Annotated in this window: 18 protein-coding genes and 1 pseudogene; 15 read left to right on the forward strand and 4 right to left on the reverse strand. The window is 69.0% G+C overall.

Features of this window, described 5'->3' with window-relative positions; genetic code table 11:
- Positions 1-2 precede the first annotated feature (2 nt).
- Entirely contained in the window at positions 3-662 is a 660-nt protein-coding gene (locus WFH44_RS05595; protein WP_336712366.1) for a hypothetical protein, read from the reverse strand.
- 182 nt (positions 663-844) lie between these two features.
- On the opposite strand from WFH44_RS05595, the gene WFH44_RS05600 reads away from it, so the two are divergent.
- Positions 845-1,492 (forward strand): TetR/AcrR family transcriptional regulator, encoded by a 648-nt coding sequence (locus WFH44_RS05600; RefSeq protein ID WP_336712367.1) that lies wholly within the window; start codon positions 845-847, stop codon positions 1,490-1,492.
- Between the two features lie 3 nt (positions 1,493-1,495).
- A complete protein-coding gene (locus tag WFH44_RS05605; RefSeq protein ID WP_336712368.1) occupies positions 1,496-4,132 on the forward strand; it encodes an MMPL family transporter in 2,637 nt (878 codons plus the stop codon).
- 48 nt (positions 4,133-4,180) lie between these two features.
- Here the strand turns inward: WFH44_RS05605 and WFH44_RS05610 are convergent, their stop codons facing one another.
- Positions 4,181-4,498 carry an MmcQ/YjbR family DNA-binding protein gene (locus tag WFH44_RS05610; RefSeq protein ID WP_336712369.1) on the reverse strand — a complete coding sequence of 106 codons (318 nt, stop codon included), beginning with the start codon at positions 4,496-4,498 and terminating at the stop codon, positions 4,181-4,183.
- A gap of 272 nt (positions 4,499-4,770) precedes the next feature.
- Here WFH44_RS05610 and WFH44_RS05615 point away from each other — a divergent pair, with 272 nt between their 5' ends.
- The 8 genes from WFH44_RS05615 (at position 4,771) to WFH44_RS05650 (ending at position 10,640) form a co-directional block, all read left to right on the forward strand.
- A complete protein-coding gene (locus WFH44_RS05615; protein ID WP_336712370.1) occupies positions 4,771-4,989 on the forward strand; it encodes a hypothetical protein in 219 nt (72 codons plus the stop codon).
- A 114-nt stretch (positions 4,990-5,103) separates the two neighbouring features.
- Positions 5,104-6,285, forward strand: coding sequence for an alanine racemase (alr, locus tag WFH44_RS05620; protein ID WP_336712371.1), 1,182 nt, complete (start codon positions 5,104-5,106; stop codon positions 6,283-6,285).
- A complete protein-coding gene (gene tsaE / locus WFH44_RS05625) occupies positions 6,282-6,851 on the forward strand; it encodes a tRNA (adenosine(37)-N6)-threonylcarbamoyltransferase complex ATPase subunit type 1 TsaE (RefSeq protein WP_442892873.1) in 570 nt (189 codons plus the stop codon). Before alr ends, tsaE begins: the two co-directional genes overlap by 4 nt.
- A 109-nt stretch (positions 6,852-6,960) precedes the next feature.
- The gene (locus WFH44_RS05630) at positions 6,961-7,422 is read left to right on the forward strand and encodes a hypothetical protein (RefSeq protein ID WP_336712373.1); all 462 of its coding nucleotides are present in this window, start codon (positions 6,961-6,963) and stop codon (positions 7,420-7,422) included.
- On the forward strand, positions 7,419-8,261 hold the full coding sequence (locus tag WFH44_RS05635; protein ID WP_336712374.1) for a hypothetical protein: 843 nt from the start codon (positions 7,419-7,421) through the stop codon (positions 8,259-8,261). Before WFH44_RS05630 ends, WFH44_RS05635 begins: the two co-directional genes overlap by 4 nt.
- A 66-nt stretch (positions 8,262-8,327) precedes the next feature.
- The gene (locus WFH44_RS05640; protein ID WP_336712375.1) at positions 8,328-8,765 is read left to right on the forward strand and encodes a VOC family protein; all 438 of its coding nucleotides are present in this window, start codon (positions 8,328-8,330) and stop codon (positions 8,763-8,765) included.
- Between the two features lie 274 nt (positions 8,766-9,039).
- Positions 9,040-9,462, forward strand: coding sequence for a MarR family winged helix-turn-helix transcriptional regulator (locus WFH44_RS05645; RefSeq protein WP_336712377.1), 423 nt, complete (start codon positions 9,040-9,042; stop codon positions 9,460-9,462).
- Between the two features lie 80 nt (positions 9,463-9,542).
- A complete protein-coding gene (locus WFH44_RS05650) occupies positions 9,543-10,640 on the forward strand; it encodes an FUSC family protein (protein ID WP_336712379.1) in 1,098 nt (365 codons plus the stop codon).
- 15 nt (positions 10,641-10,655) lie between these two features.
- Here WFH44_RS05650 and WFH44_RS05655 read toward each other — a convergent pair whose 3' ends face one another.
- Positions 10,656-10,943, reverse strand: coding sequence for a hypothetical protein (locus WFH44_RS05655; protein ID WP_336712381.1), 288 nt, complete (start codon positions 10,941-10,943; stop codon positions 10,656-10,658).
- Between the two features lie 225 nt (positions 10,944-11,168).
- Between WFH44_RS05655 and WFH44_RS05660 the strand changes: the two are divergent.
- Positions 11,169-12,455, forward strand: a pseudogene (locus WFH44_RS05660) (ArgE/DapE family deacylase).
- 32 nt (positions 12,456-12,487) lie between these two features.
- Here the strand turns inward: WFH44_RS05660 and WFH44_RS05665 are convergent.
- A complete protein-coding gene (locus WFH44_RS05665; RefSeq protein WP_336712382.1) occupies positions 12,488-13,168 on the reverse strand; it encodes a GntR family transcriptional regulator in 681 nt (226 codons plus the stop codon).
- 245 nt (positions 13,169-13,413) lie between these two features.
- On the opposite strand from WFH44_RS05665, the gene WFH44_RS05670 reads away from it, so the two are divergent.
- The 4 genes from WFH44_RS05670 to WFH44_RS05685 all read left to right on the forward strand — a co-directional run bounded on the left by WFH44_RS05670 (position 13,414) and on the right by WFH44_RS05685 (position 18,773).
- Complete coding sequence (locus WFH44_RS05670; RefSeq protein ID WP_336712384.1) at positions 13,414-14,799, forward strand: protoporphyrinogen/coproporphyrinogen oxidase; 1,386 nt, start codon at positions 13,414-13,416, stop codon at positions 14,797-14,799.
- 43 nt (positions 14,800-14,842) lie between these two features.
- Positions 14,843-15,736 (forward strand): 4-hydroxy-tetrahydrodipicolinate synthase, encoded by an 894-nt coding sequence (gene dapA, locus WFH44_RS05675; RefSeq protein WP_336712386.1) that lies wholly within the window; start codon positions 14,843-14,845, stop codon positions 15,734-15,736.
- Between the two features lie 98 nt (positions 15,737-15,834).
- Positions 15,835-17,172 carry an MFS transporter gene (locus WFH44_RS05680; protein ID WP_336712388.1) on the forward strand — a complete coding sequence of 446 codons (1,338 nt, stop codon included), beginning with the start codon at positions 15,835-15,837 and terminating at the stop codon, positions 17,170-17,172.
- Positions 17,173-17,279: 107 nt separating this feature from the next.
- Complete coding sequence (locus WFH44_RS05685; protein ID WP_336712390.1) at positions 17,280-18,773, forward strand: aldehyde dehydrogenase family protein; 1,494 nt, start codon at positions 17,280-17,282, stop codon at positions 18,771-18,773.
- Positions 18,774-18,888 lie beyond the last annotated feature (115 nt).

Below are 18,888 nucleotides of genomic sequence, written 5' to 3' on the forward strand. Positions count from 1 at the left end.
CCTCAGCTTGGCGGTGCGGGAGCTTCCTCATCGGACGCAGCGGTCTGGGTGTCCGGTCGGAGCAGGAACGTGTACTTCCCGAGCAGTGCGGCGAGCAGGTCCAGGGCCGCGTCAATGTCCGACGGCGGCGGCTGGGTCGAGTGCGGATCCAGCTGTGCGTGGGTGATGTGCTGGTCCACCCAGCATTTGATTCCCGCGGTCCGGCCGGAGAGTGCGGCGAGGTCAGCGCGCGGGACGGCCGGGTTCAGGTGGCCGAAGCGCAGGGGGTCCGCCTGTTCCCTGAAAGCCGCGGCCAGGTCCGCGCGGCGCGCTCCGGTACTGCCGCCGAGGAACCATTCCTCGTCCAGGAACTTGGGCTCCTCGGCCATCTTCTGCAGCAGCCGCTTGAACGAGCCGGTCCGGCGGTCGCCGTCGACCATCCGGCGGATGCCGAGCGCCGCGTCCCGGTAGTAGAGCTGGGCCAGCCAGGACGTGTCCGTCCCGGCGGGCGCCTCCGATTCGAGGGCCGCGCCTCGGGCATGCATGTCCCGCCAGGTGCGCCGATTGTCGAGCAGCGCGGCGATCTCCACCGTGACGCGCTCCAGCAGCACAAACCAGTCCGCGGGCGGACACCGGAGGCCCGCGTCGTCGTCATTGTCTCCCCGAAAGGCGTCAGCGGGCATCCGATGTCCGCATCCAGCACAAGAACCGCATGGCTCCCAGTGCACTCCATGGTGCCCCGGCAGGCAAGGGCGGCACGGGATGAACCCTCCGGGGCGCCCCAGTCGGCTGCAGCCGCGCGCAGTGAGCTATTGCATGCCGGGCAAGTTTGCATTGAGTGCAAGTTCGGCCCTAGAGTTGTCGGGTGCAGGAAACGACTTCGGCGGCTTCACCGAGCCGCCGCGAATTGAACAAGCAGGCCACCCGGAACGCGATTTCCGCCGCGGCCCTGAAACTGGCCCGCGAACAGGGGCCCGGCGGCTTCACCGTGGACGCCCTGGCCGATGCGGCCGGCGTCTCCCGCCGCACCTTCTTCAACTACTTCCCCTCCATCGAGGCGGCGGTGGCCCGGCCGATCGAGGAGTTCCTCGACGCGGCGTTCAGCCGGCTGGACGAACGCCCGGCGGACGAGCCGATCGTGGACGCGGTCATGGCGACCCTCGGCGGCGACATGAGCCGCGAGCAGATGGCGGTGCTGTGCGAGGTCTATGCCATGACCGAAGACAGCCCGCAGCTGGAGCGCATGCAGCTGCAGCTGTGGAACAGCGCCCAGCAGAAGCTCGAAGACGGGCTGACCGTCAGGCTCGGCGCGGCCGCCGGCGAGCTGCTGGTCCGCGCGCTCGCCGGGTCGCTGGTTGCGTGCGCCAAGGCCGCGATGCGGACGGCCGCCGACTCCGCCGCCGGGCGCAATCCGGACCCCCAGTCATTCCACAACCACCTGCTGGAGAGCATCGGCCTGCTCCGCAGCGGCTTCAACATCAACGGCATCAACCACGATCCCAAGGACTCCTAGACCATGGCTTCTCTGCTGTATTCGCTCGGCAAACTCGCCGCCCGCAAACGCTGGTGGTTCATCTCGGCCTGGCTGGCGGTGATGGTGGCCATCGGCGGTTCCGTGGCGGCCTTCGCCGGCACGCTCTCCAACACCTTTTCCATCCCCGGCACTCCGTCCCAGCAGGTGCTCGACGAGCTGCAGGACAGCCTTCCGGATGCCGCGGGCGGGCTGGGCACCATTGTGTTCAGCACGGACGACGGCGGGAAGTTCAGCAAGGAGCAGCGTGACGCGGTAGCCCAACTGGCCAAGGACCTCGGCGAACTCGACGCGGTCAAGAGCGCGACGGACCCGTTCGAGCTCCAGTCCGCGCTGGATGACGCGCCGCAGAAGATCGAGGACGGCCAGGCCCGGCTCGACGAGGCCAAGGCCCAGCTGGACCAGGGCCGGGCTGACCTGGAGGCCGGACGGGAGCAGCTCGAGCCCGGAAAGGCGCAGCTGGCCGCGGCCGAAGGGCAGCTGCAGGCCGCCGAGGCGCAGGCCGCCCAGGCCGACGCCGCGGGACAGCCCGCCATGGCCGCCCAGATCCGCGCCCAGCTGGAGGCCCAGCGCGCGCAGCTGGAGCCGCAGAAGGCCCAGCTCGAGGCGGCCGAGGCCAAGCTGGAGGACGCCGGGCAGCAGCTTAGGGAAGGCCGCTCCGAGTACGAGTCCGGCGTCGCCGACCTGCAGGCCGCGAAGCTGCAGCAGCAGTCCTCCGAGGGCGTGCGCTTCGTCAGCGACACCGGCAGCGTCGCCGTCATGCAGGTCCAGTTCGAGAAGTCGATGATGGAGGTCGCCAAGGAGGACCGCGAGGCCGTCCAGGAGATGACCGAGTCGGCGCTCGCCAGTGGATTGCACGCCGAGTACAGCAAGGACATCGTCGAAGACATCTCGCAGCTGTTCGGCGCCGCCGAGATCATCGGCATCACCGTCGCGGCCGCCGTGCTGGTCATCATGCTCGGCACGCTGATCGCCGCCGGCCTGCCGCTGCTCATGGCCGTCGTCGGCGTCGGCGTGGGCGTCGGCGGCACGATCGCGCTCTCGGGCGTCGTCGAAATGAGCTCCATCTCGCCGGTGCTGGCGCTGATGCTCGGCCTGGCCGTGGGCATCGACTACTCGCTGTTCATCGTCAACCGGCACCGGACCCAGCTGCTGGCCGGCATGCCGCTGGAGGAATCCATCGGCCGCGCCACCGGCACGTCCGGCAACGCCGTGCTGTTTGCCGGCCTGACCGTCATTATCGCGCTCGCGGCGCTCGCCGTGCCCGGCATCCCGTTCCTGACCGTGCTCGGCCTGGCCGGCGCCGCGACGGTGGCCGTCGCCGTCGTCGTTGCCCTCACCCTGACCCCGGCGATGCTCGCCGTGATCGGCAAGCGCATTCTCTCGAAGCGGGCGTGGGCCAGGGCGGGCATGTCCGGTCCCGACGTGGGCACCGCGGCAATAACGACGGCGGATGCCGCGTCCGTGAACGACCCCAAGCGGAGCTGGGCGCGGGTCGTTACGCGCCGGCCCTGGCTGGCCCTGGTGGCCGGCGTGGCGCTGCTCGGCGTGATGGCGGTGCCGGCCACGCAGCTGCGGCTGGGGCTGCCCGACGGCAGCTCGGAGCCGGCGGATTCCACCGCCTACCGCGCGTACACCCAGCTCGGCGACAGCTTCGGCGAGGGCATCAACGGTCCGCTGGTGGTCGTGGCAGACCTGCCGGCCGGGCTGCAGGGGAGCGAGGCCGACGAGAAGCTGCTGCAGGTATCCCGGGAACTGCGGGCCCTGGACTTCGTGACCGCGGCGGTGCCGTTCGGGACCAGCGACGACGGCCGCACCGCCGCGCTGCAGGTCATCCCGGAGGAGGGGCCGGCAGCCGAGAGCACCGAGGACCTCGTCCACAACCTGCGGGCCCAGGCCGACGAGATCGAGGCGAACACCGGCGTCGGAATTTCCGTCACCGGGCAGCCCGCCATGCAGATCGACGTGTCCGACAAGCTCGCCGACGCGATGCCGGTGTACCTGACGATCGTGATCGGGCTGTCGCTGATCCTGCTGCTGCTGGTGTTCCGCTCCATCCTGGTGCCGCTGCTGGCGACCGCCGGATTCCTGCTCTCGCTCGCGGCCAGCTTCGGCGCCGTGGTGGCGATCTACCAGTGGGGCTGGCTGTCCAGCATCTTCGGCGTGCATGATCCGGGCCCGATCCTGAGCTTCCTGCCGATGATCCTGATCGGCGTGCTCTTCGGGCTGGCGATGGACTACCAGATGTTCCTGGTCTCCGGGATGCGCGAGTCCTACGCACACGGCGAGGAGGCCCGGGCCGCGGTGGTCAGCGGGTTCAACCACGGCGCCAAGGTGGTCACGGCCGCGGCGATCATCATGGTCTCGGTCTTCGCCGGCTTCGTCTTCTCGCACCTGACCATGGTCCGGCCGATCGGTTTCGGGCTGGCGCTCGGGGTGCTGCTGGACGCGTTCGTGGTGCGAATGACGCTGATCCCGGCGGCGATGCACCTGCTGGGCAAGTCCGTCTGGTGGATGCCGCGGTGGCTGGAGAAGATCCTGCCGGATGTGGACGTGGAAGGGGCCAAGCTGTCCGCGCCGGCGCCCCGCGCGCCCGAGCCGGAACCCGTCGGGGTCCGCTAGCCCGGCCGGCCTCTGGCCGCTGCCTGCAGGACCGCCCGGAAAAAGCCGCTACGACCGGCTTTTTCCGGGCGGTCCTGCTATCCGGTAGGACTCGTCGAGCAGTTCGCCGAGTTCGTCCGCCGCGACGCGGTCCAGCCGGACGAGGACGAGGTTGGGGGACCGGTCGTGGTGCGGCGTCCAGAAGAAGGTTTCCGGGGCGGTGCCGGCGAGAGCCTCGCGCTCGTCCGTCTTGACGGTCAGCACGCCGGGCTCCCAGATGCGCGCCATCAGGGTGCGCGCGAACCAGGCCGGCCGGCCCCAGCTGGGCCGCTCCGTCACACCGGGCAGGTCCAGGCAGATCCGGCGCACGTCGTCCTCGGTGGGCATGGTTCCCACCTTGGCATGCCCGGCATCCGGCGTCGACGGGAGGGGCGCAAGGAATGCGGCTCTGCCCGCCCCGCCGCGGCCGCAGCTTGGTTCTGCAGTCCCGCGGGAGTTCGGCTCCGCATCCCGGCTCCCACAGGCAAATTTAGGGGGTTCCCGGGGCTTGCGGGCAGGGGAGAAGCGGGTTCAAATGGAGACGTCGTAGTCCGGCGGGTGGAGGGGAACCTGCCGGCAGCAACCGCAGGCAGTGGGGCAGCTGCAGAAAGGACCCGGGCATGTCGTTCTCCGCCCTGAAACCGTCGGACGACTTTCCGCAGGACCTGTCTGCCCTGACGGGCATCGAGCTGGAGCAGCTTCAGGCGCGCGTGAACGAGGAACTGTTCCGAGAGTGCAACGACTACCGGGCCGCGCACGGAGAAACGCTCTACCGCTTCAACGCCGTGGCGCATGAGCTGGCCATCCGCCGGGTGCTCGGGGACCTGGGCCCGCTCTGATTCCGCGGACGCTTCCACAGACGCTGGCTTCGAAGAGGCCGCGCTGGCGCGGGTTTCGCCCAATCGCCGGACGGGCTGGACGGCGGCGCGGGCGCCAGGTGGAAGAATGGAGTGGTGAATTCAGCAGCATCCGAGAGTTTTGACCGCCAGGCCGTCATCGATCTGGAAGCCATCCGGGACAACATCCGGCAGTTCCTGCAAGTGGCCGAGCCCGCCCGCGTGATGGCGGTGGTCAAGGCGGACGGCTACGGACACGGAGCGCTGCCGGTGGCACGCGCGGCCCTCGAAGCCGGCGCCTCCTGGCTGGGCGTCGCCCACATCACCGAGGCCCTGGCTCTGCGCGCGGCCGGCATCGAGGCGCCCGTCCTGGCCTGGCTGCACACCCCGGACAGCGATTTCGCCGCCGCCATCACGGCCAACATCGACATCGGCATCTCCGGCTGGGAACTCGAACGCGTGGCGGAAGCCGCCAAGGAAGTCCAGCGGCCTGCCCGGGTGCAGCTGAAGATCGACACCGGCCTCGGGCGCAACGGCTGCCCGCCGGACCGCTGGGAGGAGCTGATCGGCCAGGCCTCGGCCTTCCAGGAAGAGGGGTTGCTGCGCGTGGTCGGCGTGTTCTCCCACCTCGCCGTGGCGGACGAGCCGCACCGGCCGGAAACGGACGAGCAGATCGACCGCTTCCGCGAAGCCGTGGCCGTCGCCGAGGACGCCGGGATGGACCTCGAGGTCCGCCACCTGGCCAACACGCCGGGCACCCTGAGCCGGCCGGACGCCCATTTCGACATGGTGCGCGTGGGCCTCGGTACCTACGGCCTTTCCCCCTTCGAAAACGAGCGGCCCGAAGACCTCAAGCTCCGGCCCGCGATGACGCTGCGCGCCAAGGTGGCGAACTGCAAGCGCGTGCCGGAGGGGCAGGGCGTGTCCTACGGGCTGCGCTACCGGACGGAGGGACCCAGCACCCTGGTCCTGGTGCCGATGGGCTACGGGGACGGCATTCCGCGCAACGCCAGCGGCGCGCAGGTGGCCATCGGAGGCAAGCGCTACGACGTCGTCGGCCGGGTGGCGATGGACCAGTTCGTGGTGGACCTGCGGACAGCCGAGGCGGCCGACCTCGTCGGCGAGGAAGTCATCCTGTTCGGTGCGGGCGAAGACGTTCCGGGGGCAGCGGACTGGGCCGCGGCGGCGGGCACCATCAACTACGAGATCGTCACCCGGATCAGTCCGCGGGTGCCCCGGGTCTACGTAGGCCAGACACCCGTTGACGACGGCGGTGCGCCCGCCGGGAGTGCGGAGTGAGCACCGCGGCGGACGGGCCTGTCTGGCGCGCCGACTATCCGGTGGCCGGCGCGGCCGAGACGCAGGCCCTGGCCAAGCGCATAGGCGCGCAGCTTCGGGCCGGTGACCTGCTGGTCCTCACGGGCGAACTCGGCGCCGGCAAGACCACGTTCACCCAGGGCCTGGGCGAGGGCCTCGGTGTGCGGCCGGGCATCATCTCTCCGACCTTCGTGCTGGTGCGGGAGCATCCGTCCCTGGGCGAAGGGCCGGACCTGGTGCACGTGGACGCCTACCGGCTGAAGTCGGACGCGGAGATCGACGACATCGACCTGGAGAACACCGTGGACAGCTCGGTCACCGTCGTCGAATGGGGCCGCGGCCGGGTGGAGCACCTGGCCGACAGCTGGCTCGACGTCAGCCTGCACCGGTCCACCGGGACCGGACCCGCCGCGGACCCTGCCGCCGCAGGCTCCGGCGGCGGCAGCACCGCCGTCGTCCTTGACTTCGATGAGCCGGACGAAGCGGAGGACCGGCTGATCAGCATCGCCGCGTATGGACCGCGCTGGGCGTCGCACGGTCCGTTCTGACCTGTCCCTCCCGATGGCGCGTCCGATGGGGAGTCCTCCCCATCGCGGCGCGGACCGGTCCATGCCTAGGCTGGTAGGCGCGATACGGCGTTGAACAAGGAGTGCGGGCGTGGCGGGATGGGTGAAGAGGACGATCCATCCGCCGCTCGCCGTCGATGTGGCAACACCGGAGGGCTGGGAGCGGGTCCCGGTGGAACACACCGAACTGGTGGCCGCCCTGGCCGGACTTCCGGCGGGGACCTTCCGCCCGAGCCTGGTCGTGGTGAGCTACTTTTCCGACGAGCCGCTGCCGCGGATCGCGCTGCGGGCCGCGCAGGAGGCGCAGCGGCAGTACGAGGACCCGCTGCTGATCGCCAGCGAACCGCTCGAACACGCCGGACGCCCCGGCCGGCGGCTCGAATCCACCTACCGGATCGGCGAAACCACCGTGCTGGTCCGGCGCTGGATCCTGAAGCTGGAACAGCGCTGCCTCGACGTCGTGGCCAGCAGCGCGGTGGGACAGGTGCCGCTGGTCCGCGGCTCCTTCGATGCGATGATGGCCTCGCTCCGGTGGGACGAGGCGGCGGCATGAGCGCCGGGCTGCAGCCCGAAATACGATCCGGCGGCGGACCGGTCCGTTTCGGCGGCCTGGCTGGGGGAGTGCCCGAGGAGTTGGCCGGCCTGGCCGACGGGCAGGGCTACTTCTCCACCGGGCCCTGGCTGTCCGCCGAGGCCGCCTCGGTCCTGCTCAACTCGGCGCAGCACCGCTTCGGGAAGGCCGCCGCGCTCCGCCGGCCGCACCTCGCCCGCGAGTTCAGCAGCTGGGGCTTCACCGACCCCCGCGGCGTCTACACCGCGGACACCCGGTTCCTCCGGTACGCCGTGCAGACAGCGCAGACCACGGCCCGGATCGAGGGCTGGTACCAGGGGAAGCGGACAAGCCTGCAGCTGTGGGTCGGGCGCCGCTGGACCGCCGTCATCGCGGGAACCTCTGCGCGGGCGCTGCTGGCCGGATACGAGTCCGGCGCCGGCGGCAGCATGGTCCAGCTGGACGTCGCCGGGGTCGAGGACACGGCATCGACGATGGCCGCCTGGGCAGGCCTCGGTCCTGCGTGGACGGTCGCCGCCCCGGCGGCCAAGGTCCCGAGGCAACACTTCGAGCGGCGCATCCTGGACCCGCGGACTCCGCCGCCGGAGGGAGCGGACCCGCAGCTGCGCCGGATGTGGGGCGAACCGTGGTTCGTCTGGGTCGCCACCGTCGGCGCGGGCCGCTTCCGCCGCGGATTCGTCAACGCGGGTGCGGCCGGCCACTATCTCTTCGGGCTCAACCACGACGGCGGCGTGCAGCTCGCGCCGCAGTCCTCCTCCGTCGTCTGGCACACTCTGCGGGACGCCGTCGAAGACGCCCGCTCCCAGAACGGACGGAGCTGACCCGGCGCATGGAGGATCATCCTGGCCCACTTCCCGGGCGCGGCCCGGATCGGTAGCCTGCAACGCATGGCCATCAAATTTGAGAACGTCGGCATCGCCGTCCGCGACCTCGAAGCAACGATCTCCTTCTTCACCGACCTCGGCCTCACGGTCCTCGGACGCGACACGGTCAGCGGGGAGTGGACCGACACCGCCGTCGGCCTCGACGGCAACCATGCGAAGATCGCGATGCTCCAGACGCCGGACGGCCACGGCCGCCTTGAGCTCTTCGAGTACATCCACCCCGAAGCGATCGAGACGGAGCCCACCCGTCCCAACGAAATCGGCATGCACCGCGTGGCGTTCTCGGTCGACGACATCGACGAGGCCCTGGCGATAGCCGCGCGGCACGGCTGCCGTCCGCTTCGCGGCGTGGCGACCTACCAGGACATCTACAAGCTCACCTACGTCCGCGGACCCAGCGGCATCATCGTGATGCTCGCCGAGGAACTCAAGAAAAACTGAGGTTCGCGGCAGCGGCCAACTATCGGCGCGCACGGGCGATTCAGACCGGCCGGGGGCTGAGGGCATAGACACCAGTCCGGCACGCCAGTGCCAGGCCCACCTTGGGGAAAGTCCAGTCGCATTCGCGATATACTTTTCTGGTAAAGTAAATTCTTGCGAGCGGAGGAGCGTCATTCCAGCGGAGCCCGAGGCCGGAGCAGCCGGGCCGGAAGACTATGTCGACGGCGTCAGGCGGCAGTGGGCGGAGATCTTCCCGGGCCTGGTGACCGGCGGGATGGATATCATCACGCGGATCAACCGCATCGCCCAGATTGTCGAACAGCGCAGCGACAGTGTCCTGACGTCCAACGGCATCACGCGCGCCGAGTTCGACATGCTCTCGCTGCTGGCCCGTTCCGGCAGGCCGATGACTCCGACCGAACTGTCCGCCGAGCTGCTGATCTCCGGTGCCGGCGCGACCAAGCGGATCAAGACGCTCCAGAACGCGGGCCTTGTGGTGCGGGAAACCAACCCGAAGGACGGCCGCGGCGCGCTCATCACAATGACGCCGCGGGCCCGCGAGCTGCTGCGTCCCATTCTGGAATCGGTCCTCGAATTCGAGACGGGCCTGCTGTCCGGACTTGATCCGGCCACCGCCGCGGATCTTGCCCGGAACCTTCGCGGCCTGCTGTCCGGCCTTGAGCGGCCTGCCGGCTGAACCTGACTCCACGGCCGGCCGCTCCGTCCGGCATAGCCGCAACATCCACCCCCGCGATCCACAGGAGGCGCCCACCAACCGTGAAGCAGCATGCCCGAGAGTTCTTCCACGTTCCACCCGCCCGGGGACACCGCATCCCGGCCCTGCGCGTCGCCGCCGGCATTGTCATTCCGCTGGCCGCGCTGGTACTGATGGGGCGCACGGACCTCACCGTCTACGCTGTTTTCGGTGCGCTCACGGGCGTCTACGGCCGGGTCGAACCGCACTGGCTGCGGCTCAAGCACCAGACCTTCGCGGGCATCATCATGGCCTGCAGCGTCGTCGGCGGCGTGGCGCTGGCCGGAAGCGTGTCGGACTGGGGCCTGGTCGCGCTGAGCACCGTCATAGCCGGGGTGCTTTCGCTCGCGGCCGACTACCTGCGGCTGCGCCCGGCGGGGCCCTTCTTCTACCTTTTCGCCTTCACCGGCAGCGCCTCCATACCGTTCAGGGGAGCACTCTGGGAGGCGGCCCTCACGACGGCGGGCAGCGTCGCCGTCGTTCTTTTCCTCGGTTTCGCCGGGCGCCTGCGCGCCCGCCATATTGACCCCCGCCGCGGCCTGCGCGAAGCCGAGCACCCGGCATGGCGGCGGATGGTCGTGCACGCCGGCCGCTACACGGTGGCCATCGGCGCAGCGGGCTCACTCGCCACGCTGGCCGGCCTGGGCCACAGCTACTGGGCCATGGTTGCCGCCGCGGCGCCGATCGCCGCTGCCGATGCCACCCGCGGCCTGGTCCGCGCCGTGCACCGCACCGTGGGCACCTACGGTGGCGTGCTCCTGACCGCCCTCCTGCTGACCGTCGACTGGCGCCCGCTGCAGCTGGCGGTCCTGCTAGCCGCGCTGCAGTTCGTCGGCGAGGTCTTCGTGATCCGGCACTACAGCATCGCGCTGGTCTTCATGACCCCGGTGGCCCTGATGATGACAGAGTTCGTCGCCGCCAAGCCGGCTAGCGTCCTGGTCACGGACCGCGCGGTGGAAACCACCATCGGAGCCTCCATCGCGTTCATCGTCATCCTGCTCACCACCCGCGAGCAGCGCAGGTCCGGCAGACCGGCGGCGCCCGTGCAGGGCCCTATCGGCAACGTGCTGAGCGGCACGGCTTACGCGGCACCTTCCGACCAGTCAGCTAAAACCGCTTGAGGCGGGTGGGCGCCGTTAGTCGGCGTCGCCGTCCGGGCCATCGAACGCGTCGGTGCACGGCTCGGCTGCTTCGCTGAACGCCAGCACGGAGTCCGCACCGCGCAGCGAAGCCAGGACGCTGTCGAGGTCCCGCGGACCGGGTGCGCCGGACGTAAGGTCCGCGACATCATGGGCTTCCTCGTCGCACGCGCGGGGGCCGGTGCCGTCCGCCGGGATACGCGTGGCCGGGTCGGAGCTGTCTTGGTGTACGGGAAACACACGCAGGGGAATTGCCGCGCTGCTGGCGCTTTGAGGACCGTTCACGTCGACCTCCGGGTGATGTAGTTGGATCATTATAGAGCCGCCGGCACTCCCTGCGCCTGGCTCATTGTGCAAAGGCACACGCCCGGCGGCGTTGTCGGTGCGAAACTGCTCTTTCGCGAGCCGGCAAACGCGGCGAGACTCGAAGCGATGCCGATTTTGCGGGCATCGCTGGCTTTGTCCCGGAGCTTCGATTACTCCATCCGCCGGAACCGACTGGAGAACATGATGTCCCTCGATCCGCACATCCGCGACCGCATCCTCGCCGCTGTGGACGAGGCCTTCGACGCCCAGATCGCCTTCACCCAGGACCTTGTCCGCCATCCTTCCCTGCGCACCAGGGAAGGCGGCGCGCAGCAGCTGCTGTTCGAGGCCATGGAACAACGGGGCCTGGAAATGGACCGCTGGGAACTGGATCCCGAGGAGTTGTCCGCGCACCCCGGGGCCTGAACCATCGCCGTCTCCTACGACGAGGTGGTCAATGTCGTCGGCACCTGGACGCCCAAAGCCGAGCGCGGACGCTCGCTGATCCTCAACGGCCACGTCGATGTGGTCCCGGAAGGCCCGGCGGAGCAGTGGTCGGCTTCACCGTGGGATTCCTACGTGAAAGAGGGCTGGCTGTACGGCCGGGGCAGCGGCGACATGAAGGCCGGACTGGCGGCCAACCTCTTCGCTTTCGACGCGGTCCGCGCCGCAGGCTTCGAACCCGCAGGGCGGGTCCACCTGCAGTCCGTGGTGGAGGAGGAGTGCACCGGCAACGGCTCGCTGGCCGCGCACCTCCGGGGCTATCGGGCCGACGCCGTGATCATCCCGGAGCCCGAGGAAGACATGCTGGTCCGCGGGAACGTCGGCGTCATCTGGTTCCGCCTCGAGGTCGCGGGCCGGCCGACCCACCCCCGGGAGATGCTCGCGGGATTCAACGCCATCGACGCGGCCTACTATGTCGTGGGCCAGCTCCGCACGCTGGAAGCCGAGTGGAACGGCGACCGCTCCGCGCACCGGTATTTCGAAGACCTCGACCATCCGATCAACCTGAACCTGGGCGGCATCCGGGGCGGCGACTGGCCCTCCAGCGTCCCGGCCTGGTGCCACGTCGACCTGCGGGTGGCGCTGTACCCGGGGCTGTCGGCCGAAAGCGTGTGGAAGCAGATCACCGAGCTGCTCGAGAGCATCACGGCGGATGAGCAGGGCAACGCAATCCTGGCCAAAGCGGTGCGCACGGGATTCTTTGCCGAGGGCTACGTGCTTGAGGAAGGCAGCGACGCCGAGAACGTGCTCAGGGACGCCCACCGCGACGTCTTCGGCAAGGAACTGCAGTCCTTCGTCACCCCCGGCTACCTCGACGGCCGCGTCTTCACGCTCTACGCCGACACCCCGACACTGGTCTACGGGCCTGTCTCCGAGGCGATCCACGGCTACGACGAGCGGGTCGACATCGAGTCCGTCCGCCGCATCACCAAGTCGATCGCCCTCTTCATCGCCGAATGGTGCGGACTCAACACCATCGAACGCTGACCCTGCGGCGTTAGCCGGCCGCGGCCGGGCTCCTAACCTTCGTTCTGCGCGGCCAGGAGCGCCTTGATGCGGCCTGTCGCATCGAGCAACGAGGCATCGTTCACCGAGGCGGCAGCGACGGCGTCTTGGTTCCGGGCGGCAGCAATCAGGTCCTGCTGGTAGCGCCAGAGCGCATCGTCGCCTCCGGCGCTCAGGGAGCCTTGTGCCCCCACGATCTTGTAGGCCCGGCACTGCTGCCAAAGCGTGCGGATCATCTGTACGAGCACGGGGTTCCCCGAGGCGTTGTACAGGGTGGCCAGCATCTCCTCGTCGTGGTCGAGGAGGGCGACGACGCGGCCGTCGGCGATCGCGGTCCGCATCTGGGCGTACTCGTCCTGCATCTTGTCGACGTCCTCGGACGTGATCCTCTGGCTCCCCAGGCGCGCTGCCTCGACCTCCAGCAGGCGGCGCACGTCGTAGACATGGACCAGTTCCTCCAGCGTCAGGCTCTTTACCACGGCGCCCTTGTGGGGCTCACGCTCGGCGAGTCCAGCTTCTTCAAGGCGGCGGATCGCTTCCCGCACCGGCATTACGCTGGTCCCGACCTGGGCGGCGAGGTCGCGGATGCGCAGGCGGGAGCCGGCCGGCAGATCCCCGTTCAGGATCGCCTCATGAATCATCGAGTACACCTGGTCGGTCAACAGGGTCGACTCGACGCGCTTGGATATGACCACAGATCAAATATATCGCCGCCAGCGGGGTCTTTAGCTCGCGCCGTTGCCTCGGCTCGAAAAACTTCCTTCCAGGTCCTTGTGTGATGTGTGATCACAAATTATGGTTGATGTTACGCACATCACGTCGGCCGCATCACGAAACCTCGCCAGACAAGGAAGCAGGAGCCGGCGAAGCCCCGCGGAACGGCCTTCCTCATAGCGGCTACCGCTCCCAAGCACGAAACCCGGACAGGAAGTTTGAACAAATGAAAGATGTAGTAATCGTCGGTGCCGGACTGGCCGGTCTTTCCGCCGGGTGGCGGCTGCGTCATTGGGACACGCTGCTGCTGGAGGCGGACGGGCGGGTCGGCGGGCGGATCCGTTCGGAGCGCCGCGGGGACTACTGGTTGAACTGGGGCGGGCACGTCTTCGCCGGGACCGGCTCGTCCACGGATGCCCTGCTCAGCGAGGTCGGTGTTTCCGCCGTCGAGATCCCCGGGTCGCTGCAGGCCCTGTCGATGAACGGCAAGTTCATCCGCAAGGGGCACATCGCCACGTACCCGTTCCGGATCCCGATGTCCCTTTCGGCCCGCATCGATACGCTGCGCGGCGGGATGAAGGTCGTGGGCGGCGTCGCCAAGTACACCCGGGTGGTGCGGAAGCGCGCGGGGGAGTCCGGGGCGATGCGCCAGCAGCGCATCTACGACTTCCATAACGAGGAATCCTTCCAGGACTACATCGGCGACCTGAGCGAGGACGCGGCCGCGCTGTTCAAGACCACGGTCACCCGGTCGGCCGGCGACATGGACCAGATTTCGGCGGGTGCGGGCATCGGCTACTTCAGCCTGGTGCTGGGCTTCGGCCAGGGACTGAACCGCGGCATCGTCGGCGGGCCGTCGACCCTGACCGAAACGATCGCGGCATCGCTGGGCGACCGCATCCAGCTCGGTGCCGCCGTGCAGGAAGTCGTGCACAAGAAGAACTCCGTCGTCGTCCGCTACACCCAGGGCGGAGTCGACCGCGAGGTGGAGGCCCGCGCCGTCGTGCTCGCCACCACCGCGGACGTCTCGCACCGCGTCGGCGTCGACCTGCCGGAGGAGCTGCGCAGCGCGCTGAGCCAGATCAAGTACGGCCCGCACGTCAGCACGGCCTTCCTGACCAACGAGACCTCGGCGCGGCCCTGGGATGACATCTACGCCATCGCGGCCCCGAAGCGCTCGTTCGCGATCGCGCTGAACCAGGCCAGCATCGTCCGCGGCACCGAATCCGTGCGCAAGCCCGGCGGCAGCTTCATGACGTTCTCGCCCGCCGGCCTCGGCCGCGCGCTGCTGGAGAAGAGCGACGAGGACGTCATCCAGACCCACCTCGCCGATCTCGACCAGGTCCTCGGCCACGGCTTCGCCGACAGCGTCGTGGAGGCCAAGACGGCCCGGTGGAAGGTGGCCTCGCCCTACTGCTTCCCCGGCCGGGCCAAGCTCCAGTCCACGCTCATGCGCGGAACCAACCGCGTCTTCCTGGCCGGCGACTTCCTCGGCACCCTGTACACCGAAAGCTCCATCACCTCCGGGTTCTCGGCGGCACAGGAAGCCGCCAGCCTGCTGGCCACCCAGCGCCAGGCGCGGCCGAACCCGGGCATCTCGATCGTCGCCTAACGCGTCGCCCCACCCTTACCGAACAGAAACGAGGAACCACTTCATGTCCACAGAACTCACCGGTGTGCTCACCGCCCTGTCCACTCCCTTCAACGCGGACGAGACCATCGACACCGCCACCCTGCGGCGCGTCGTCGACCGCTCCATCGACGGGGGCGTAGCCGGCGTCGTGGCCGCAGGATCGACGGGCGAGGTCGGCGCCCTGTCCTCCGAGGAGCGCCTGCTCCTGATCAACACGGTCATCGAGCACACTAACGGGCGGGTACCGGTCATCGCGCAGACCGGCGCCACCTCGACTTCCGAGGCCATCCGCCTCTCGAAAGCCGCGGAGAAGTCCGGCGCCGACGTGCTGATGCTGGTCACCCCGTACTACGAGCCGCTGACCGTCGAGGAAACCGTCACGTACATCAAGGACGTGGCCGGCGCCGTCGACCTTCCGATCATGCTTTACAACATTCCCGCCGTGACCGGCGTGAACCTGGACCCGGCCACCGTCCGCTCGCTGGCCGAGGACGTGGAGAACATCCGCTACATCAAGGACTCCAGCGCGAACTGGGAACAGGCGCTGCAGCTGATCCATCATCACCGTGATGTCATCGGGACCTTCATCGGGTGGGATGCCTACATCTACAGCGCCCTCGCCGAGGGCGCGGCCGGCGTGATGGCCGGCGCGGCCAATGTGGTGCCGAACGAGATCGTGGCCGTCAGCCGGCGGATCGCCGCCGGCGACCTTGCGGGTGCCCGCGAGCTGTGGAACGACGTCTACCCGGTCATCGACGCGCTCCTGTCCGTGCCGTTCATCCCGTCCGTCAAGGCCGGACTGGCACTGCAGGGGCTGCCGGCCGGCAAGCCCCGTCGCCCCACAGCCGACCTCAACGCCGCCGATCTCGCACGGGTCCAGCAGGCCCTGTCCGCGCTGAAGCAACCCGTCGGTTAACCACGATCGGGAGGTCAAAGATGCCCGAATGCCAGCTTTTCAACATCGCGGCCAAGGTAAAAACCATCTCGTTTATCCCAACCTGGCAGGAGTAAGCCATGTCATCGACAAAGAACCCGGCCGCCCGTTCGGACGCGGGCGCAGCGGCAGACAAGCGACGGTTCCTGATCAGGATGGTCAGCGTCCTGATCGGCGGCATGGTCCTGGACGGCTATGTCCTCGGGATAATCGGGCCGGTCGCGGGAACGATGGCCGAAGACCTGCAGCTCACGTCGTTTTGGGAAGGCCTGATCGCTGCGGCTGCCCTGGTCGGCATCCTGATCGGCGCTCCGCTGGGCGGCATCGCCGCCGACAAGTGGGGCCGCAGACCGATTTTCATGTTCGACATCGGCCTGTTCGCCGTCGCGTCAGGCATGCAGTTCTTCATCGACTCACCGGTGTGGCTGATCGTGGTGCGGCTGCTGATGGGCATTGCCATCGGCACCGAGTACGCGGTCGGCTGGCCCCTGATGGCCGAGTTCTCGCCCACCCATCTGCGGGGGCGGCTCATGGCCGCCATGGGCATCGCCTGGTACGGCGGCTTCATGATCGCATTCCTGACCGGCCACCTGCTCAACGAGTACACCGACCTCAGCTGGCACTTCATCCTGGGTACCAGTACCTTCATCGCGGTGGCCCTGTTCCTGGCCCGGCTCGGCCTGCCCGAATCGCCACGCTGGCTGTGGAGCGAGGGCCGCAAGGACGAGGCCCGCGCCCTCGCGGCAAAGTACATGCCGGACGACGCGCTCGACGATGTCCAGCACGAGGACGTCCGCAAGGGCAGCTTCGGGATGCTGTTCTCCAAGGAATACTGGCGCTCCACCCTGTTCATCTCCGGGTTCTGGTTCTGCGCGGTGACCCCGTACTTCGCGATCGCGACCTTCGCCGACAGCGTGCTGCAGCAGTACGGCCTCGCCGGTGGGCTGGCCGGCGGAGTCGGGCTTTCCGCCGTCGCCCTGGCCGGGGTCATCGTCACGTTCCTGCTGATCGAAAAGGTCGGCCGGCGGCTGTTGACTGTTCCGCCGCAGTGGCTGTGCGGCGTCGTCCTCGCGATCATCGGACTGTGGGCCGGCGCGCCGGCGCCCGTCGTGCTGGTCCTCTTCCTGGTCTTCTCGTTCTTCAACGCCGGGTACAACACCCTGACGAACGTCTACCCGGGCGAGGTCCTCCCGACCGAGATCAGGTGCATCGGTACCGGCTTCGCGGCCGCCGTCAGCCGGGTCGGGGCAGCCATCGGCATCTTCCTGCTGCCAATGTCGATGGAGAGCCTCGGAGCCGGTCCCACCATGCTGATCGCCGCCGCCGTCGCCCTTGCCGGGGCCGGGCTGTCCCAGTGGCTGGCTCCGGAGACGAAGGGCAAGACCCTCACCGAAGCAGCCGCGGCGTTCTCGCACTAACGACGACGTCGACCGCCTTCCGGCGCCGCAGGCCTGGTGCGACACCAATAGCCGCACCGGGCCCGCGGCCCGCTCCAACCGCTTACAACAAGGCTTAAGGAAAAACCATGACGACCTCAGACACCGCCCTCTTCACCGTCCGCAGGGCGGAAGCCGCACCGGCTCCCTCCCTCCCGCCGTTCGGCCAGTTCATTAATGGTGAGTTCACGGCCCCGAGTTCGGCCGCGACCAGCGGGGTGGAGAACCCGGCCACCGAAGAAGTCCTCATGCAGGTTCCCGACGGTTCCGTGGCGGACGTCGACGCCGCCGTCGCTGCCGCTGTCGCGGCCAAGGCGTCCTGGGCGGCGACGATTCCCAAGGCCCGTTCGGCAGTCCTGCTGCGCATCGCGGACATCATCGAGGCCAACCGGGGGCTGCTCGAAACCCTCGAAGCGGCCAACACCGGGAAGCCGGCCGCGGTGGCCGAGGACGACATCTCCAGTGCGATCGACACGTTCCGGTTTGCCGCCGGCGCGGCCCGCGCGTTCACCACGCTGGGCGCGGACGACTACGCGGAAAACCACACCTCGGTGATCTTCCGCGAACCTGTGGGCGTCGTCGGCGTGATCACGCCGTGGAACTACCCGCTGCTGATGGCCGCCTGGAAGATTGCGCCGATCCTGGCCGCCGGTAACACGCTGGTGCTCAAGCCCTCGGAGCAGACGCCGCTGACCACGCTGAAGCTGGCCGAGCTCATTGCCGACGAGGTTCCCGCGGGTGTGCTGAACATCGTCACCGGGTCCGGGCGCATCGTGGGGGACCGGATCTCGGCGCATCCGGATGTGGACCTGGTCGCCATTACCGGCAGCGTGGGCAGCGGGCAGAAGGTCGCCGCGAATGCGGCCTCCACGGTCAAGCGCGTGCATCTGGAGCTGGGGGGCAAGGCCCCCGTTGTCGTCTTCGACGACGCCGATTTGGAGGCCGCGGCCCGGGGTGTCCGCGAGGCCGGGTTCTGGAACGGCGGCCAGGAATGCGGTGCGGCGTGCCGCGTCCTGGTCCACGAGTCGGTGGCGGAGAGGTTCACCGAACTGCTGGTGCGCGAGGTCAGCGGGATCTCGGTCGGTGCCCCGGGGGCGGGCGACGACGTCGAAATCGGTTCCATGATCTCAGGCGACCACTACCGGAGAGTCCTGGCCGCGCTCGAGGACATCCGCAAGGAGGGCCTGACGATCGCCGTCGGCGGCAACGCCCTGGAGGGCCCGGGCTACTTCATCGAACCCACCGTGGTCACGAACGTGCCGGCCGGTGCCGCGATCGCCAGCACGGAGATCTTCGGCCCGGTCGTCTCGGTGGAGACCTTCGGCACCGACGAGGAGGCCGTGAGCCGGGCCAACGAAACGATCTACGGGCTTGCCGCCTCGGTGTGGACCACGAACGCCGCCCGCTCGCTGTCCGTCCCCCGGCAACTGGACTTCGGCACGGTCTGGGTCAACTCGCACCTGGTCATCGCCAACGAGGTGCCCTGGGGCGGATTCAAGGGCTCCGGCTACGGCCGGGACCTCTCGATCTACGCCCTGGAGGACTTCTCCCGCACCAAACACGTCATGTACAACCGGGGCTGAGCCCGAGGTTCCCGGAACGTACGGATTCAGGACTCCGAAGGGACCGGCCCGGCATCACGCCGGCCGGTCCCTTCGGCTTCCGAGGGCTTCCGGCCTAGGATTTGCGGAGGGAACG

The sequence above is a fragment of the Arthrobacter sp. USHLN218 genome, assembly GCF_037144715.1.
Lineage (GTDB): Bacteria > Actinomycetota > Actinomycetes > Actinomycetales > Micrococcaceae > Crystallibacter.

Coding starts and splice junctions, on each gene's coding strand:
- dapA (WP_336712386.1), top strand. CDS start 14,843: ATGTCCACAGAACTCACCGGTGTGCTCACCGCCCTGTCCACTCCCTTC.
- WFH44_RS05670 (WP_336712384.1), top strand. CDS start 13,414: ATGAAAGATGTAGTAATCGTCGGTGCCGGACTGGCCGGTCTTTCCGCC.
- WFH44_RS05645 (WP_336712377.1), top strand. CDS start 9,040: ATGGATATCATCACGCGGATCAACCGCATCGCCCAGATTGTCGAACAG.
- WFH44_RS05635 (WP_336712374.1), top strand. CDS start 7,419: ATGAGCGCCGGGCTGCAGCCCGAAATACGATCCGGCGGCGGACCGGTC.
- WFH44_RS05615 (WP_336712370.1), top strand. CDS start 4,771: ATGTCGTTCTCCGCCCTGAAACCGTCGGACGACTTTCCGCAGGACCTG.
- WFH44_RS05605 (WP_336712368.1), top strand. CDS start 1,496: ATGGCTTCTCTGCTGTATTCGCTCGGCAAACTCGCCGCCCGCAAACGC.
- WFH44_RS05640 (WP_336712375.1), top strand. CDS start 8,328: ATGGCCATCAAATTTGAGAACGTCGGCATCGCCGTCCGCGACCTCGAA.
- WFH44_RS05680 (WP_336712388.1), top strand. CDS start 15,835: ATGTCATCGACAAAGAACCCGGCCGCCCGTTCGGACGCGGGCGCAGCG.
- WFH44_RS05595 (WP_336712366.1), bottom strand. CDS start 662: ATGCCCGCTGACGCCTTTCGGGGAGACAATGACGACGACGCGGGCCTC.
- WFH44_RS05685 (WP_336712390.1), top strand. CDS start 17,280: ATGACGACCTCAGACACCGCCCTCTTCACCGTCCGCAGGGCGGAAGCC.
- WFH44_RS05610 (WP_336712369.1), bottom strand. CDS start 4,498: ATGCCCACCGAGGACGACGTGCGCCGGATCTGCCTGGACCTGCCCGGT.